Origin of the sequence: Aeromonas sp. QDB68, assembly GCF_027707405.1 — a bacterium.
GTDB classification, from domain to species: domain Bacteria; phylum Pseudomonadota; class Gammaproteobacteria; order Enterobacterales; family Aeromonadaceae; genus Aeromonas; species Aeromonas caviae.
Map to the genome: position 1 here is coordinate 23,391 of NZ_JAPCIQ010000001.1, position 16,593 is coordinate 39,983.

Sequence of the window (16,593 nt, forward strand, 5' to 3'; positions counted from 1 at the left end):
GATCAGGAAAAGGCCGCCCTGGGGCGGCCTTGCTCTACAGCTAATTTATGCGCCGACCAGTTCCAGCGCGTCGTGGGCGATGACCCACTCTTCGTTGGTCGGGATAACCAGGGCCTTGGTGGAACCAGCCTTGGTGATCTCGCCGCCCTTGCCGAAGCGAGCCTTCAGGTTGGCGTCGTGGTCGACGTCAAAGCCCAGCAGGCCCAGCTTGTTCAGGGTGATCTCACGGATCGGGGCGGAGTTCTCGCCGATGCCGCCAGTGAAGACCACGGCATCCAGACGACCGTCCATGGCGGCGGCGTAGGCACCGATGTACTTGGCCAGACGGTAGCAGTACACGTCCATGGCGCGCTTGGCTTCTTCCTTGCTGTCGTAGTTGTCTTCAACGAAACGGCAGTCGGAGGTGACTTCGGTCAGACCCTGCAGGCCGGATTCCTTGGTCAGCATGGTGTTGATCTCGGCAACGCTCATGCCCAGCTTGTCGTGCAGGAAGAAGATGATGGCCGGATCGATGTCACCGGAACGGGTACCCATCACCAGGCCTTCCAGCGGGGTCAGGCCCATGGAGGTGTCAACGGACAGGCCGTTCTTGATGGCGCAGACGGAGCCGCCGTTGCCCAGGTGGCAGTTGATGATGTTGAGCTCTTCCACCGGCTTGTTCAGCTGCTTGGCCGCTTCCAGGCTGATGTAGTAGTGGCTGGTGCCGTGGGCGCCGTAGCGACGGATGCCGTTCTCTTTGTAGAGCTTGTACGGCAGGGCGTACAGGAAGGCTTCTTCCGGCATGGTCTGGTGGAAGGCGGTGTCGAACACGGCGACATTCTTCTCGGCCAGTTCCGGGAAGACCTTCAGGGCGGCACGGATACCGATCAGGTGAGCCGGGTTGTGCAGCGGTGCGTAAGGAATGGCGGCTTCGATGCCGGTAATGACGTCATCACAGATGCGAACGGAGGAGGTGAAACGCTCGCCGCCGTGTACCACGCGGTGGCCGATGGCGATCAGGTTCTTGGACAGTTCCGGGTTGAGCGGCAGGATCTTGTGAACGATGAAGTCCAGCGCTTCCTGGTGAGCGGCACCGGCACCCAGATCAGCGTTGCCTTTCTCGCCGTTCAGCTTCCACTTGATGCGGGCGTCGTCGAGGTTGAAGCATTCGGCCAGGCCGGACAGCAGGTCATCACCGGTGGTTGCGTCAATGACAGCAAACTTCAGGGACGAGCTGCCACAGTTAAGAACAAGAACCAGCTTACTCATGAATAAATCCTATCGCAGATTGGGTTGGGTTGGAGGATGCGCCGGACGCGGTGCGTCCAAAAACTATCAACTTATCCTTATGAGGGTTGGCAATCTGTTGCTTGCCCCTTGTATAGTGATACAAGACCCGAAATTCAGACGTCCCTGACTGGTCAGTGGCCGTGCCCCAGCGTAAAAATGGGCGTACAAAGGATAACCTGATTGTTGAAAAATAACAAAGTCATCCTCAACCTTTGTTATTGCCTCTCAAATATTGTCGAGGTTTTGCCGTTAATGCGTTCGAAAAGAGCTCGGAGGTAGCATGAGCATGAACATTTTTGGAACTAAATTACAGCAAGGCCGTCATTATATGACTCTTTGGCCGCGCCGTCCCGAGCTTAATTCCATGTTCCCGGAGAATCGGGTGATCAGGGCCACCGAATTCGCCCTCAAGGTGATCCCGGCACTGGCGGTGCTCAGCGTCATGGTGCAGTTCCAGTTTGGCGAGCTTCATTACTGGCCCTCTGTGATGGCGTCCGTGCTCTTCCTGCTCAGCCTGCCGCTGCAAGGGTACTATTGGCTCGGCCAGCGCGCCGATACCCGGCTGCCCCCCTCCCTCGCCACTTGGTATCGGGAGATAAACGGCAAGATGAACGAGCAGGGCGGTCAACGTCAGCTGGTGGCCCGTCCCCGCTACGAAGAGCTGGCCGATACCCTCAACGCCGCCTTCAAGCAGCTGGACAAATCCTTCCTCTACGAATGACTTTCCGGAGTCAGACTGACGACAAAGGCGCCCTCAGGCGCCTTTTTCACATTCAGGCGGCCAGCACCTTGCTGATCTCCTGGATGGAGAGCTTGTACTGACGGGGGCACTGACGCCAGACCGCCAGCATGCGCTGGTACTTGTCCCGCATGGCGATGTCGCTGGAGAGCTCATCGCAGGGGCAGGGCAGTTCGGGGAAGCGCTTGTCCACTTCCAGCAGGAAGCAGACGTAATCCGCCAGTTCCCGCTCCTGGCTGCGGCTGTAGCCGTTGAAGGCAAGGCGGCTCTCGTTGACATCGGCCCGGGCGCTGGCATCCAGGTTGCCCCAGGAGATGGCCAGTGCATGGTGCAGCTCCAGAGTGTCCAGCACCTCCTGGCAGGTGGCGAGATCCAGATGGCCGAAGCTCTTCTCCAGCTCGAGGATCTGCAGGCAGTAGCCGCGCTCGACGATGGTGCTGGCACGCTGGTAAAACGCCGCCTTTTCCGGATTGAGTTTGGCCAGGATCTCGTACTGGTTGCTCAGGATCAGGCGTTCGGTGTGGCTCATGTTCATGGGCTGTCTCGCTGGAAAATGAATCTGGGGTCACGTTAACCCATATCCAGGATGAATTTTTTGATCTGAGAGGGGAGGTTGGCGAGAAAAGGGGGGGAAGAGGCGCCCTGGTGAGCCGCCAGAGAGTGGGGCTGATGCCGTGGTGAAACGAGCAGGGCCCGCCATGGCGAGCCCTGCAACAATACCGCTGGCGGCTTAGCCCTTGACGAGGTCGAGCACCACCTGATGGTGATCGCTGGTCTTGAACTTGTCGAAGCGATGGGCAACCTTGCCCTCTTCGTCGATGAGGAAACTCAGGCGATGGATGCCGTCATACTCCTTGCCCATGAACTTCTTCGGGCCCCAGACGCCAAAGGCATCGGCCACCGCGTGATCCTCATCGGCCAGCAGGCGGAAGTTGAGGTTGTCGCGCGCCTCGAACTTTTTCAGGCGCTTGGCGCTGTCCGGGCTGATGCCGAGCACCACCACATTGAGGGCAGCCAGCTCGCTATTGACGTCGCGCAGACCGCAGGCCTGGGTGGTGCAACCCGGGGTCATCGCCTTGGGGTAGAAATAGATCAGCACCTTCTTGCCGCGCAGGTCGGCGAGGCGAACCTGATTGCCGTCCTGATCGGAGAGGGTGAAATCGGGGGCCTGGGTACCAGCTTCTAGTGGTGACATGGGGTCTCCTCGGATAAACGCCGTCAGGCGTACTTGTGATTGACGATGAATTCGAACGACTCGGCGCCCAGTCCACGACAGAAATCGGCGAAGGCTGTCTTCGAGCCAGGCTCTTCTCCCTGCTTGGAGAGATTCAACTGAAAGTTAGCCTTGAGCAGGTTGAAGGGCTGCTGTTCCAGGGTGATGGTCTGCATGGCCTGGATGTCCCAGCCGTGATCGCTGAAGAACTGGGTGCACTGACTTACGATGCCCGGCTGATCCCGGATCAGCACCTCTGCGCTGGCGCTGATGTCATATTGCAGGGAGTGGTGGCGCTCGGTGCGTTTCATCATGGTGATGAGATCCCACTCCTGGCTGCGCAGTGGGAGGCTGATTTCCAGTTGCATCAGGCTGTTCCAGTCACCGGACAGGAGCATGATGAAGGTGAATTCGTTGCCGAAGATGCCAAGACGGCTGTCGACAATGTTGCAACCGCAGCCACTGACGTGACGGGTCACCTCATTGACGATGCCAGGCCTGTCCGTGCCGATGGCCGTTACGACCAGGTAGTGAGTCATAAATCGTCTCTCGTCCATTATTGAGAATGCGTTGACCGCGGGTGCCGGCACCCTGCCGGGAGGCCTCTTGTGCGCTCGTGCATTCATACGTTTTGTGCCGGATGGTAACACGGCTTGTCCCGTGCCTCCCTTGTTTTTCAAAAGGGGCAGCTTTACCATTACGCCCCTGAAAATCGGGAGAATTATCCATGTTACGCGGTAGTATTGTTGCGCTCGTTACCCCCATGCTGCCTTCGGGCGACATCGATTGGGTCAGTCTGGCAGCGCTGGTGGAATATCATGTGGATGCCGGGACCAGCGCCATCGTCGCCGTGGGAACCACGGGAGAGTCGGTCACCCTGAGCGAGCAGGAACATATCGCCGTGGTTGAGAAGACGGTGGAATACGCCGCCGGACGCATTCCCGTCATCGCGGGCTGCGGATCCAACAATACTGCTCACGCCATCGCCCTCTCCCAGCGTTTCGCCACCATGGGCGTGGTGGCGGGTCTCTCGGTTACCCCCTATTACAACAAACCCACCCAGGAAGGCCTCTATCGTCACTATTGTGCGATCGCCGAGGCTAGTGGTCTGCCTCAAATTCTCTATAATGTGCCCGGTCGCACCTGCTGTGACCTCAAACCCGAGACGGTGGCCCGTCTGGCCAAGGTGCCCGGCATCATAGGTTTGAAAGAAGCGACTGGCGATCTTGGCCGTACCCCGCTGCTGCGCGAATTGTGCGGGCCGGATTTTGCGCTTTATAGTGGCGATGACGCCAGCGGATGTGATTTTATGCTGCAAGGGGGCGATGGTGTCATTTCGGTCACCACCAATATTGCGGCGCCCCAGATGGCCGACATGTGTCGTGCTGCCCTGGCCGGTGATGCCGGGCAGGCTCATGACATCAACAATCGATTGATGCCGTTGCATCAGACTCTGTTCTGTGAACCGAGTCCCATTCCGGTGAAATGGGCCTGTGCCCGGCTGGGATTGATGGCGACGGCGACCTTGCGTCTGCCCCTGACCGATCTCACCCCCGAGGGGGAAGCGGCGATGGCGCGAGCACTGACGACTGCGGAGTTGATGGCGAGTGTTTAAAGCAAATGGAAAGGGAAATGCAGTGCGCCTGGTACTGAGTGTCGCGACGGTGGCCGTGCTGGCTGCCTGCAGCTCACCACAGGAACGCAAAATGGCCAACCGTGGCTTCGAGTATGAAGAGAGCCGCCTCGAAGGCCGCGCCTTCCTTGTGCCCGCCGGGTTGAGTACCCCCGCCTTTAACAGCAATTTCGACATTCCGGCCCTGCCCGAGAGCAGCCGTGAGGGCGCCCTCGGGGCCAAGGTGGACGTGCGTCCACCCGCCCAGTTGCTCACCGTGGTGCCCGGCAGCCAGGTGGTGGCCAATGCCAGCGAGCCAACCGTTGCCTTCTATGCCCTCAGCACTTCCCAGAGCGTGGAGCGCGATACCTGGGCCTTCCTGATGAACTTCCTGGCCGAACACAAGGTCACTACCGAGAAGCTGGATCAACAGGACGGCGTCTTGCAGACCGGCTGGTTTGACAACTCAGCGGTGCTCGATGGCTGGGCGGAAGATGACGATGACTTCAAGATCCGTCAGCGTTACCAGTTCACCCTGCGCAACGATGTGCAGCGCCACGCCATCAAGATGTCGGTACGGGTGCTGGATCACGAAGAGACCATCGACGGCGAGACCAGCACTGTGCTGACGCCGGCGGACGCCCAGCGTTATGCTACCCGCGCCCTGAACCAGTTCTCCCTCTATTACGACAAGCAGCTCAAGGCCCGTGAACAGCACAAGTCCAGCGATGGCATGGGGCTGGAGCTCGGTCTGGACAACAACGAGCTGAGCGCCTGGATTGCCGAAGGGTCGTTTGACCAGGTATGGCGCCGCCTCAATCAGGTGCTGCCTGCCTATGGTTTCACCATCAAGGATACCCAGCAGTCCCTGGGCTGGATCGACGTGGAGTACGATGAGCCGGACAGCGAGTTCTGGAAGGCCAAGGGAGCGGAGCCCTTCAAGCTCGAGGAAGACAAGTATCGCTTCCAGCTCGGCGAGATGACGGGCGGCAAGACCTCCATCACCCTGTTCGACAAGGACAAGAAGCCTGTCGCATCCGGTGTCATCTCCCAGATGTACATCAGCCTGTCCGAGGCCTTTGCCAAGGGCTTGGCCGATCAGGGGGCGAAGTAAGCATGAAAACAGGGGCCTCGCGCCCCTGTTTTGTTATGTCCGGGTTGCCGCAGGGCCAGCGTGCCGAGCCGGTTGCCCCGGGCCTGAGTACCTGATGATGTGAATCCCCCACAGACAGGGGTCTGGTGCCCCTGCCTAACTAGTCCCACAACAGGAAGTGTTATTAGCCATGAGTCTTGCAGATCAAGTATTGGCGGTGAACGACGATTTGCCGATCCGTACCGATAAACCTGTCCATTCCGGCAAAGTGCGCAGCGTCTACTGGTTGACCCCGGCAGACAGTGCCCGGCTCATTCGGGAGAAAGGCTATGATGTGCCGGCCGATACGCCCCTGGCCCTCATGGTGATCAGTGATCGCATCTCGGCTTTCGACTGCATCTGGCAAGGGGTGGACGGTCTGAAAGGCGTGCCGGGCAAGGGCGCGGCGCTCAATGCCATCTCCAGCCACTGGTTCAAGCTGTTCAAGGAGCAGGGGCTGGCGGACAGCCACATCCTGGACATCCCGCACCCCTTCGTCTGGATCGTGCAAAAAGCCCGTCCCGTGATGATCGAGGCCATTGCCCGCCAGTACATCACCGGCTCCATGTGGCGTGCCTACAAGGATGGTGAGCGGGAATTCTGCGGCATCACCCTGCCGGAAGGGCTCAAGAAGGATCAGAAGCTGCCCGAGATCCTCATCACCCCGTCCACCAAGGGGATCCTCAAGGGGCTGGATGGCGTGCCGGAAGCGGACGACGTCAACGTCTCCCGCGGCGACATCGAGCGCCACCATCAGGCCTTCGGCTTCCGCTCCCCGGCGGACATCGACCGCTACGAGGCGCTGCTCAAAGAGGGCTTCAACGTCATCAGCGAGGCGCTGGCTGCCCTGGATCAGGTCTTCGTCGACACCAAGTTCGAGTTCGGTTACGTGACCGATGCCGCCGGTCGCGAAAAGCTCATCTACATGGATGAAGTGGGCACCCCCGACAGCTCCCGCATCTGGGACGGCGCAGCCCTTCGCGGCGGCGAGATCATCGAGAAGTCCAAAGAGGGCTTCCGCCAGTGGCTGCTGAACCACTTCCCGGATCCGGACATCCTGCTCAACAAGAACCGCATGCCCGAGCGCTTCGCCCTGGCCCGTGACAACAAGCTGCCCACCGAGGTGATGATGGATATCTCCCGCACCTATGTGGGGATCGCCGAGAAGATCATCGGTCAGCCGCTGGTACGCAGTGCCAATCCGAAGCAGGAGATCATCGAGGTACTGCGGGAGCAGTACGGCCTGATCGACTGAGGCCGACCGCTTTTTTTGCCGCAGGCGAACAAACGTTTGCCGGTGGCAGGGGAGGCGCTTGCAACGCAGATGACAAAACGGGCCCCATGACGGGGCCCGTTTTCATTGGGTTGTCCGGAGCGCTCAGCCATTGACCCGGAAGATCTGACCGGTCTGTACCCCCAGTACCGATTTCTTGTAAGCCTGGGCCACCCGGGCGGCGGGTACCGGCACGAAGCCCGGGAAGAAGTCGGCATACTTGCTCATGGACTCTTCCAGCACGGTGGGGCTGACCACGTTGATGCGAATGCCCCTTGGCAGCTCGCAGGCGGCCCCTTTCACGAAGTGCTCGATGGCACCGTTGATGGTGGTGGCGCTCACCCCCCAGTGGATGGGCTCCTCGCTCAGAATGCCGCTGATGAGGGTGATGGAGCCACGGTCGCTCAGGTGGGCAATGGCGGCCCGGGTCAGGTTGATCTGGCCCATCAGCTTGCTCTGAAGCCCCACCTGCCACTGCTCGTCCGTCATCTCGGTCAGGGCATTGAAGGCGACGCTGCCGCTGGCGACCACCAGGGCATCGAAGGATCCGATCTGCTCGAAGAGCGCCCGGATGGAGGCGGGGTCGCGCATGTCCACTCTGGCATCCCCCTGGCTGTGACCGACCCGGATCACCTGGTGATCCTGGGCAAGCAGTTCGCTGACGGCGGCGCCAATGGTGCCGGAGGCACCCACAATCACAATCTTCATATCTATCGCTCCTGGTTGAGATGAGTTGATGATAGCGGGATAAAAAGGGAGAAAAAGCGCTTATGATGAACCAATTGTTTCCATATTGGTGCTAATGATGGATATCACCCACCTGGCCAGTTTCTATGAAGTGGTGCAACGGGGCAGTTTCTCCGCCGCTGCCGATGCCCTGGGGGTGAGCAAGGGGATGCTGAGTCGCCATGTCAGCGCCCTGGAGTCCGCCCTCAATGCCCAGCTGCTCCAGCGCACGACCCGCAGACTCAGCCTGACCGAGGCGGGGCGGGTGCTTCACCAGCAGGCCGGTGAGATCTTCGCCCTGGCCCGGGAGGCGGAGGAGGGGATCCGCGCCCTGACCGAGGAGGACAGCGGCCGCCTGCGCTTCACCTGCCCGGTCAGCACGGGGGACCGCATGGTGAGCGAGCTGCTCGCCCGTTTTGCCGAGTTCTGCCCCGGCGTCCAGGTCGAGCTCAACTTCACCAATGCCATGATCGACATGAGCCAGGGGGAGAATGACATCGCTCTGCGGGCCATGGAGCTGATCCCCGACAACCTGGTGGCCCTGCCGCTCGGCAGGCTCAAGGATGTGGTGGTGGCAAGCCCCGCCCTGCTGGCGCGAGAGGGGATCCCCGCCACTCCCTATGAGCTGGGGGGGCGCTCCTGCCTGCTGCAGGGCCACAACCCGGACTGGGAGCAGTGGCACTTTCGCCAGGGGGAGGAGGAGGCGCACATCCTGGTGCAGGGGCGAGTGCGGGCCAACCACTACAGCACCCTGCTGCAACTGGCCCGGGCGGGCATGGGGTTTGCCAAGTGTCCACTGATGCTGGTGGAGGCCAGCCTGGCCCGAGGGGAGCTGGTGGCCGTGCTGACGGAGTGGCAGACCGGCCTGCACCCGATCCATGTGCTGCACGCCCAGCAGCGCCGGGGGCCGCGCAAGATCCGGCTGTTCAAGCAGGTGCTGGCCCAGTGGTTTGCCGAGCGGCCCCATTATCTGCTGGGGTGAGCCTGCATCCCGTTATTTTTCTGTCATCTGGGGCTGCTACCCTGCGCCCTTCATCGCGAAAGGAGAGTCAGGGAATGAAGCGTCATCAGGGTTGGGCAGGGGTTGCGCTGCTGTGCTGCGGCGGTGTGCAGGCCGAGGTCAGGGTCGAGGTGCCCCGGGATTTCCAGATCCTGGCGGTGAGCGCCGGCAAGGTGCAGGACGAGCAGCATGCCGTGCTGGCCGACGGGGAGCAGCAACTGCTGGTGCGCTACGAGGGGGTGATCCCGAGTCGCAACAGCAGCGACAACGATCGCCAGGTTCGCTCCGAGCCTCAGGTGCTTCGCTATGAGGCACGCGGGCAGTCGGTGCGCCTGCAGGCTCCCGTGCCTGCGGACGAGGCCGGGATGGAACGCTACGCCAGGGCCCCTGTCCTGGGCCTGGTGGCGGGGGGGCAGCCCCTCGAGGTGCGCCAGGATACGCTGATGGTGCAGGGGATGCAGATCGGCATGGACTGGCATGCCAGGCTGATGGAGTACAACCGCAGCGAGGGGCCTGCCGTGCTCGCCGGTGCGGCGGATGTGACTGCGGCCGCCGTGGCGACGCCCCGGGCCTCCTCCGTGCCGGCCAGCGCCCTGGAAGGGCAGTTGCAACAGCTTTTCCTGCAGGCGGACCCCGCGCTTCGCAAGCGCTTCATCGGTTGGGCCGTGCCGCGCCTTTAAGTTTGCTCCCCGTTGCAGTAACGTGGGCACATCTTTGATTCCCGATGTGCCCATGTTGATCAGCGAGGCCCCCATGTTTGAATTGCACCCCCGCCTTCAGGCGGATACCCGGATACTGGGGGATCTGCCCCTGTGCCGCGTCCTGCTGGCCAAAGACAGCCAGTATCCCTGGCTGATTCTGGTGCCCCGGGTCGCCAACCTGCGGGAGATCCATCATCTGGCCCCCGAGCAGCAACAGCAGTTGATGCAGGAGTCCTGCGCCGTCGCCACCCTGATGGAGCGGGCACTCGGCCCGGACAAGATCAACGTGGCGGCCCTCGGCAATCTGGTGCCTCAGCTGCACCTGCACCACGTGGCCCGCTTCAGCTCGGATGCGGCCTGGCCCGGCCCCATCTGGGGTGCCTGTCCCGCCATTCCCTATGAGGAGCAGGCCTTGCAAGGGGCGGCTGCCAGTTGGCAAACCCGTCTGGCTACCCTGGATGGATTTCAGCCATTTCTGACTGATAATCCAGTCAAGTGAGAGGTGGCTCGCGCTTTGGGCACCGGGATCACGCAATCTGTTAGCGTATCGCGTCGGTGCATGGTGACATGGGCGACACGAGTGACAGCCCCATTATTTCGATCAGCAGGAAGGTTCCATGATAGTGACAAGATCCGAGGATGATGCCGTATTGACCACAGAGGACGTACTGCTGAGCCTGTGCAATTCGGTGACGAGCGTATTGAGTGCGGCGACCCAGACCCAGGTGCGCTTCTCCGGCATGGTGCAGCGGATCAGCAAGACCTGCCTCAAGCCTGACATCGGCTGTTTCGTGCTGTTTGACGGCGGCTTCTCCGGGCTGGTGGTGATCAACTTCTCCGCCGCCGCGGCCATGGAGCTCTACCAGAGCTACATGCTGAGCATGGGGCTCTCCAAGGAGGATCTCGCCATCTCCCACACCTCGGACGAGGTGAGCAACGTCATGGGCGAGCTGATGAACCAGATTGTCGGCAGCTTCACCACCAAGGTGGGGCGCGAGCTGCAGACCCACATCACCCAGAACCAGCCCAAGATGCTGGCGCTCAACAAGCAGGTGATGCTGAGCGTCGACACCAACCTCGACAATCCCGAGACCCGCCGGGTGACCTTCTTCACCGCCAGCAACAACATCTTCTATCTGGAGCTGGCCATGGACAAGACGGAGTTTATCCGGATCCATGATGGCGGCGTGCAGGAGGAGGTGGATCCCGACGAGCTGATCGCCCAGGCCAAGCAGTCAGCCAAACCGGCACCGGCGGCCGCGCCGGCGAGCAACGAGCACGACGATCTGCTGGATTCCCTCGGCATCTGATGGTCGAGGGTTGTGCAAATGAAGAGGCCACCCCGGGGGTGGCCTCCTTGCTTGGGGCGGGTCAGAAGTTGTAAAGCAGCCCGGTACTGAAGCGAAGCGCCTCGGCATCGTAGAAGTCGATGTCGGAGTCGGCGCTGGAGTAGGCCGCGGTGAAGGTGGCGGCAAGGGGTTTGATGCCGAACAGGTTGTGCCAGAAGAAGGTGCCATTGAGGGCGAACTCGCTGGCATCGGCGCGCTGGCCGAACAGGGGATTCGCCTCGTCATACTTGCGCTTGCCGGCGTAGAGGTTGCTCACGATGGACCACTGGGAGGCACGCTTGGCATAGGTCAGCTGCAGACCGGTGTTCTTGAAGCTCTCCGCACTCCCGTCCAGGCGGGCCTCCTTGTAGAGGAAGGCGGGCTCCAGCAGCTGGTCGCCGCCGAAGTGGTACTGGTAGGAGACAGCCAGGTCGTGGACCTTGCCGTTGCGGCTCAGCATGGAGGCGTAGTGGGTGCCGTGGGTCAGGTCATATTGCTGGCCGCTGCGCTCCTCGTCGAGCTCCACTTCCCGGCTGGTCAGGGTGGCGTAGACGTTGCTGCCCCAGATCCTGTCCCAGGCAAAGCGCACCCCTTTCGAGGTGAGATCGGTGGCGCTGCGGTCCACGCCGGTGGCGAAGGGATCGCTCCACACTTCCACCGGCATGAGGTTGAACACCAGGGAGGTGGCGACGATACCCTTGTCACCCATCTCCTGGCGCAGACCGAGTTGCTGGGTAAAGTCGAAGCGCACCGCGTCCTGGATGAGGTTGCCGAGGAAGACCTGGGTGCGGGTATCGGCGAAGGTGTAGTGGATATCGGCATTGAGCAGCGGGCTCAGACCGCTTTCGCGGCCGGGGGAGCCCAGATCATCGATACGGCTGTTGCTGTCGTCACCGGCATAGAAGTTGGACTTGTGGCTGCCGGCATTGACTCCGCCCAGCAGAAAACCGGACCAGCCGGTCTGGCGGGGGATCTCCCCCAGATCGGCGTGGGCGGTGGTGGCGACCAGCAGGCCAAGGCTCAACAGAACATGATTTCGCATCGGGTATGCTCCTGACATAACGAATGAGAAGGGTGACAGTGCGCCCCGGTATCCCGGTGGGACCGGTGCTGACTGAGGCATGGCAGGCATGCTACCCCAGCCGGAGTGTGACGTTAATCAATAATTGAATACGCGACGGACAAGAGTTCATGGCGCCGTACTGGTATCCTGTTTGCGCAAGAAAAGGGGAGAAAACAACGAGATGAAGCAGATCAAATCCTGGGCGCAATATTACGTCGACCTGATGACCAAGCTGGGACTGGTGCGCTTCAGCATGTTCCTGGCCACCGCCATCATAGTGCTGGCCGTTTCGATCCAGATGGGGGTGACCCTGTTTTTGCGCGGCACCGTGGACATCGTCGACCTGGTGCGCTCTGTCTTCTTCGGCCTGCTGGTGACCCCCTGGGCCGTCTATTTTCTCTCCATCGTGGTGGATCAGCTGGAGGACTCCCGCCAACGGCTGACCCGGATGGTGCGCAAGTTGCAAGACATGCGCGAGCGGGATCTCGAGCTCAACAGCCAGTTGCAGGAGAACATCAGCCGGCTCAACGCCCAGATCGCCGAGACCAACCGGGCCGAGGCCCTGCGCCAGCAAGCCATCGAGGATCTCGAAAACGAAGTGTTCCAGCGGGAGAAGGCCCAGTTGCATCTGGGGGAGCGTACCGCCCTCTTGCGCTCCTTCATCGACTGCTCCCCCGATCTGGTCTATTACCGCAACGAGGACGAGCAGTTCTCCGGTTGCAACCGCGCCATGGAGGAGCTCACCGGCAAGGTGGAGGCGGAACTCATCGGCCTGACCCCGTTCGATGTCTACAAGCACGACATCGCCAGCAAGGTGGTGGAGACCGACAAGCAGGTCTTCGCCCAGAACGAGCCGCTCACCTATGAGCAGTGGCTGGAGTATCCCGATGGCCGCAAGGCCTACTTCGAGCTGCGCAAGGTGCCCTTCTTCGACCGCTTCGGCAAGCGGCTCGGCCTGCTCGGCTTTGGTCGCGACATCACCGAGCGCAAGCAGTACCAGGACAAGCTGGAGAAGGCGAGTCGGGACAAGACCACCTTCATCTCCACCATCAGCCACGAGCTGCGCACCCCGCTCAATGGCATCGTCGGACTGAGCCGGATGCTGATGGATACGCCCCTCGATGCCAGACAGCAGCAGCAGCTCAAGACCATCCACCTGAGCGCGGTGACGCTCGGCAACATCTTCAACGACATCATCGATCTGGACAAGCTCGACCGTCGTCGGCTGGAGATTGCGCCGGCTCCGCTGGATTTGCCCGCCTTCCTCGACGAGCTGGAGACGCTGTCGCGCATCCAGGCGGAGCAGAAGGGGCTCTACCTGTACTTCGACCGGGACGGCGACATGCCCCAGTTCGTGATGGCGGACGGCACCCGGCTGCGCCAGGTGCTGTGGAACCTGGTGGGCAATGCGGTCAAGTTCACCGATGAAGGGGGCGTCACCATACGCTGTCTCGCCCACGCCGCTGATGAACCGGGCAAGCTGGCGCTGCACTTCGAGGTGGAAGACACCGGGGTGGGCATTCCCCGCGCCCAGCAGGAGAAGATCTTCGCCATGTACTATCAGGTGCAGGGCAAGAAGCACGCCACCGGCACCGGCATCGGGCTGGCGGTCTCCCGTCAGCTGGTGCAGGCGATGGGCGGCCAGCTCTACGTGGACAGCGACCCGGGCGAAGGCGCCTGCTTCACCGCCGAGCTGGAGGTGGACTGCGTCGAGCCCAAGGCCGCGGCCCCGGAGCCCGAGATGCCCTGCCTCGATATCCTGCTGGTGGAGGACGTCGAGCTCAACGTGACAGTGGCCTGCGCTCTGCTGAACAAGCTCGGCCATCAGGTCAAGGTGGCGCGGGATGGTGCAGAGGCGCTGGCCATGGCCAACCCGGATGATTTCGACTTGATCCTGCTCGACATCCAGTTGCCGGATATGACGGGGTTCGATGTGGCGGAGCAACTGCTCGCGCGCTACGGCGACAGCCTGCCCCCCATGGTGGCGCTCACCGCCAATGCCACCGGCGATCGCCAGTACTACCGGGATCACGGCATGCAGGATGTGATCAACAAGCCGCTGGGCTCCAAGGCGGTGCGGGAGGTGATAGGCCACCTGTTTGCGGATCTCGCCGGGGACGAGGCGGACGAGCAGGACGATGTCCACCATCAGGATGCCCTGCTGGATCTGCCCTTCCTCACCGATTACGCCAGCACGGTCGGCAAGCCGGTGCTGCTCTCCAGCGTCGAGCTGTTCGAGAAGATGATGCCGGACTACATGGCAGTACTCGACTCCAACATGATTGCCAGGGATCAGGCCGGTGTGGTGGAGGAGGCCCACAAGATCAAGGGGGCGGCGGGCTCCATCGGCCTGCGCCGGTTGCAGCAGACGGCCCAGCTTATCCAGAGCCCGGATCACCCCGCCTGGTGGGAGAACGTGGAAGACTGGATTGAAACCCTGCGCCGGGAATACCCGGGTGACATCGCCCGCCTGCGGCGCTGGCTGCTCTCGTAGACACGACGCCTCAGGCAAGGAGCCACGACATGTATGACCGTTTGATCCCCCCCGAGCGCATTCACCCCTGGGGAGACGAAGACCTGCTGGAGGCGACGGAGCAGGACCGCACCCGCATCGTGCAGGCGGCGCCGGTGCGTCGGTTGCAGCAGAAGACCCAGGTCTTCCCGCTCGATGTGAAAGCCTCGGTGCGTAGCCGCCTCACCCATTCGCTGGAGGTGCAGGAGACCGGTCGCCAGATCAGTCGCCGCATCCTGGCGGCGCTGCCGGCCGGAGTGGTGTGCGAGGGGGCCTTCATCAATCTGGTGGAGATGTCCTGCCTGTTGCACGATGTCGGCAACCCGCCGTTTGGCCATTTCGGCGAGCAGGTGATGAGTCAGTGGCTTGCCCAGGAGCTGGACGGCCTCTTCACCCGTGCCCACGACCAGTTGCCGAGCGCCCAGTGGGCAACCCTTCGCCAGGATCTGCTGGTGTTTGACGGCAATGCCCAGAGCCTGCGACTGGTGCACAGCCTGCACGAGCTGAACCTCACCCTGGGGCAACTGGCGGCGCTGTGCAAATACCCGCAGCAGCCCCTGCCGGGATTGCACCATCCCCAGGGCTATGGTCAGCACCACGGCTGGACCAGCAAGCGCGGCATCTTCTTCAGCGAACAACCCCTCTATCGTGCCCTCGGCCAGAGCCTGGGGCTGGCCGAGGGGTGCCGTCATCCGCTGGTCTACATCATGGAGGCGGCGGACGACATCTCTTACTGCATCGCCGATCTCGAGGATGCGGTGGACAGGCACATCCTCACCCAGAACGAACTGCTGGCAGCCCTGCGCGAGGCGGACGAGGGCGGTTACATGGCCGACCTGCTCGATGAGGCGCTTGCCTCCGGTCGGGGGTTCTTCCCCCATTTTCGCCAGCATCTGACCCGGGATCTGGTGGCGCTGGCCGCCCATACCTATGTGGCCGAGCACGATCAGATCCTGAGCGGGGCCTATCCCCAGGCGCTGCTGCACGGTCAGGCTCCGGCAGCCCGGGTACTCGATACCCTCAAGCGGGTGGCTCGCGAGCTGGTGTTCATGCGCCCGGAGGTGGAGGCGCTGGAGCTGGAAGGCTATGCCGCCCTGCGCGGGGTGCTCTCCACCTACGCCTGCCTGCTGGCCCTGCCCGTCAGCCAGTTCGAGCGGCTGCTCGCAGGCAACGGCGGGAGCGAGCTCTTCTTTGCCCGGCGGCTGTTCCACCGCCTCTCTGCCCGCCACCTCAAGGCGTACCGGCTGGCGGTGGCGAGCCGGGATCCCCGTTTCGAAAAGGAGAGCGAGCAGGAGTGGTACTACCGGGTGCGGCTGCTGCTCGATTATGTGAGCGGCATGACGGATACCTATGCACTGGAGGAGTTCCGGCTGTTGTCAGGGATTTGACTGAACCTCTTTTTGGCCGCATTCCACCCATATGGGTGGGAGAGATATTGCGTAAAATTCGGTGTTTTTTTACACTGCGGCAACTTGTTCAACTTTCACACGGTAAGGAGACGACCATGCAACATTCCATGTTCAACGTTGCGTTCGATCGCTGCTCTGGCAGCGCGAAGACTCGTGCTCTTTATTTGCCGCGTGGAGGGGACAGGTAACACCTGCTTTTTTCATCACCCGCGGTTGTCCCGCAGGGTGATCACCTCTCTCCGGGGGAACCGCACGTTCAACTGGAGAATATTATGTCTATCGAACTCGCCCTGCTGCGCCACGTAGAGACCCTGGTTCAAAAAAGGATCACCCGGCTGGAGCGTCGCGTCAGCTACCTGCATCTTTCACCTGCCCTGCTCAAAGACATCGGGCTGGAAGGCAAGGAAGTGCAGATCGCCCACATCCGTGAGCGGGAGTTTCAAACCGGTTTCCGGCTCGGGAACCGAATAACCTGATGGGAGGGGGCCTGGCCCCCGACCTGGTGGATGGCAGGCCTGGGCCTGCCATTTTTCTTTCCTGATGAGCATTGTCTCAATTTAGTTGTCGCACATTGCGCCAAACACTCTATGATCCACCTCCGTTTCGTATGGGAGTT

Annotated in this window: 17 protein-coding genes; 11 read left to right on the forward strand and 6 right to left on the reverse strand. The window is 61.7% G+C overall.

The features are described 5' to 3' along the window. Positions 1-45: 45 nt before the first annotated feature. Positions 46-1,248, reverse strand: coding sequence for an acetate kinase (locus PG892_RS00105; protein ID WP_270825064.1), 1,203 nt, complete (start codon positions 1,246-1,248; stop codon positions 46-48). Positions 1,249-1,549: 301 nt separating this feature from the next. On the opposite strand from PG892_RS00105, the gene yfbV reads away from it, so the two are divergent. Continuing rightward, on the forward strand, positions 1,550-1,990 hold the full coding sequence (gene yfbV / locus PG892_RS00110; protein WP_039040944.1) for a terminus macrodomain insulation protein YfbV: 441 nt from the start codon (positions 1,550-1,552) through the stop codon (positions 1,988-1,990). A 52-nt stretch (positions 1,991-2,042) separates the two neighbouring features. Here the strand turns inward: yfbV and PG892_RS00115 are convergent, their stop codons facing one another. The 3 genes from PG892_RS00115 to PG892_RS00125 all read right to left on the reverse strand — a co-directional run bounded on the left by PG892_RS00115 (position 2,043) and on the right by PG892_RS00125 (position 3,760). Next, positions 2,043-2,543: a YfbU family protein gene (locus PG892_RS00115; RefSeq protein WP_039040945.1), complete on the reverse strand. Its 501-nt coding sequence runs from the start codon at positions 2,541-2,543 to the stop codon at positions 2,043-2,045. A 195-nt stretch (positions 2,544-2,738) separates the two neighbouring features. Continuing rightward, positions 2,739-3,203, reverse strand: coding sequence for a thioredoxin-dependent thiol peroxidase (bcp, locus tag PG892_RS00120; protein ID WP_201995996.1), 465 nt, complete (start codon positions 3,201-3,203; stop codon positions 2,739-2,741). 23 nt (positions 3,204-3,226) lie between these two features. Continuing rightward, positions 3,227-3,760 carry a glycine cleavage system protein R gene (locus tag PG892_RS00125; protein WP_010673166.1) on the reverse strand — a complete coding sequence of 178 codons (534 nt, stop codon included), beginning with the start codon at positions 3,758-3,760 and terminating at the stop codon, positions 3,227-3,229. 188 nt (positions 3,761-3,948) lie between these two features. Between PG892_RS00125 and dapA the strand changes: the two genes are divergently transcribed. The 3 genes from dapA to PG892_RS00140 all read left to right on the forward strand — a co-directional run bounded on the left by dapA (position 3,949) and on the right by PG892_RS00140 (position 7,220). Further along, positions 3,949-4,836 (forward strand): 4-hydroxy-tetrahydrodipicolinate synthase, encoded by an 888-nt coding sequence (gene dapA, locus PG892_RS00130; RefSeq protein ID WP_201995998.1) that lies wholly within the window; start codon positions 3,949-3,951, stop codon positions 4,834-4,836. Beyond that, positions 4,829-5,947: an outer membrane protein assembly factor BamC gene (gene bamC / locus PG892_RS00135; protein ID WP_029313833.1), complete on the forward strand. Its 1,119-nt coding sequence runs from the start codon at positions 4,829-4,831 to the stop codon at positions 5,945-5,947. Before dapA ends, bamC begins: the two co-directional genes overlap by 8 nt. Before the next feature lie 169 nt (positions 5,948-6,116). Then, entirely contained in the window at positions 6,117-7,220 is a 1,104-nt protein-coding gene (locus tag PG892_RS00140) for a phosphoribosylaminoimidazolesuccinocarboxamide synthase (RefSeq protein WP_270825065.1), read from the forward strand. Positions 7,221-7,343: 123 nt separating this feature from the next. Here the strand turns inward: PG892_RS00140 and PG892_RS00145 are convergent, their stop codons facing one another. Then, complete coding sequence (locus PG892_RS00145; protein WP_042016682.1) at positions 7,344-7,946, reverse strand: short chain dehydrogenase; 603 nt, start codon at positions 7,944-7,946, stop codon at positions 7,344-7,346. 97 nt (positions 7,947-8,043) lie between these two features. Between PG892_RS00145 and PG892_RS00150 the strand changes: the two genes are divergently transcribed. The 4 genes from PG892_RS00150 to PG892_RS00165 all read left to right on the forward strand — a co-directional run bounded on the left by PG892_RS00150 (position 8,044) and on the right by PG892_RS00165 (position 10,975). Beyond that, positions 8,044-8,946, forward strand: a complete 903-nt coding sequence (locus tag PG892_RS00150; protein WP_270825066.1) for a LysR family transcriptional regulator — start codon at positions 8,044-8,046, stop codon at positions 8,944-8,946. A 74-nt stretch (positions 8,947-9,020) separates the two neighbouring features. Beyond that, a complete protein-coding gene (locus PG892_RS00155) occupies positions 9,021-9,644 on the forward strand; it encodes a DUF2057 domain-containing protein (protein ID WP_201936017.1) in 624 nt (207 codons plus the stop codon). 73 nt (positions 9,645-9,717) lie between these two features. Further along, positions 9,718-10,164: an HIT domain-containing protein gene (locus PG892_RS00160; RefSeq protein WP_039040966.1), complete on the forward strand. Its 447-nt coding sequence runs from the start codon at positions 9,718-9,720 to the stop codon at positions 10,162-10,164. Between the two features lie 118 nt (positions 10,165-10,282). Next, positions 10,283-10,975 (forward strand): DUF3334 family protein, encoded by a 693-nt coding sequence (locus PG892_RS00165; protein ID WP_029313837.1) that lies wholly within the window; start codon positions 10,283-10,285, stop codon positions 10,973-10,975. A gap of 61 nt (positions 10,976-11,036) precedes the next feature. Here the strand turns inward: PG892_RS00165 and PG892_RS00170 are convergent, their stop codons facing one another. Continuing rightward, positions 11,037-12,035, reverse strand: coding sequence for a DUF2860 family protein (locus tag PG892_RS00170; RefSeq protein WP_270825067.1), 999 nt, complete (start codon positions 12,033-12,035; stop codon positions 11,037-11,039). A 202-nt stretch (positions 12,036-12,237) separates the two neighbouring features. Between PG892_RS00170 and arcB the strand changes: the two genes are divergently transcribed. The 3 genes from arcB to PG892_RS00185 all read left to right on the forward strand — a co-directional run bounded on the left by arcB (position 12,238) and on the right by PG892_RS00185 (position 16,453). Further along, positions 12,238-14,550, forward strand: coding sequence for an aerobic respiration two-component sensor histidine kinase ArcB (arcB, locus tag PG892_RS00175; protein ID WP_270825068.1), 2,313 nt, complete (start codon positions 12,238-12,240; stop codon positions 14,548-14,550). A 29-nt stretch (positions 14,551-14,579) separates the two neighbouring features. Beyond that, on the forward strand, positions 14,580-15,956 hold the full coding sequence (dgt, locus tag PG892_RS00180) for a dGTPase (protein ID WP_270825069.1): 1,377 nt from the start codon (positions 14,580-14,582) through the stop codon (positions 15,954-15,956). Positions 15,957-16,249: 293 nt separating this feature from the next. Beyond that, positions 16,250-16,453, forward strand: a complete 204-nt coding sequence (locus tag PG892_RS00185; RefSeq protein WP_041211124.1) for a hypothetical protein — start codon at positions 16,250-16,252, stop codon at positions 16,451-16,453. Positions 16,454-16,593 lie beyond the last annotated feature (140 nt).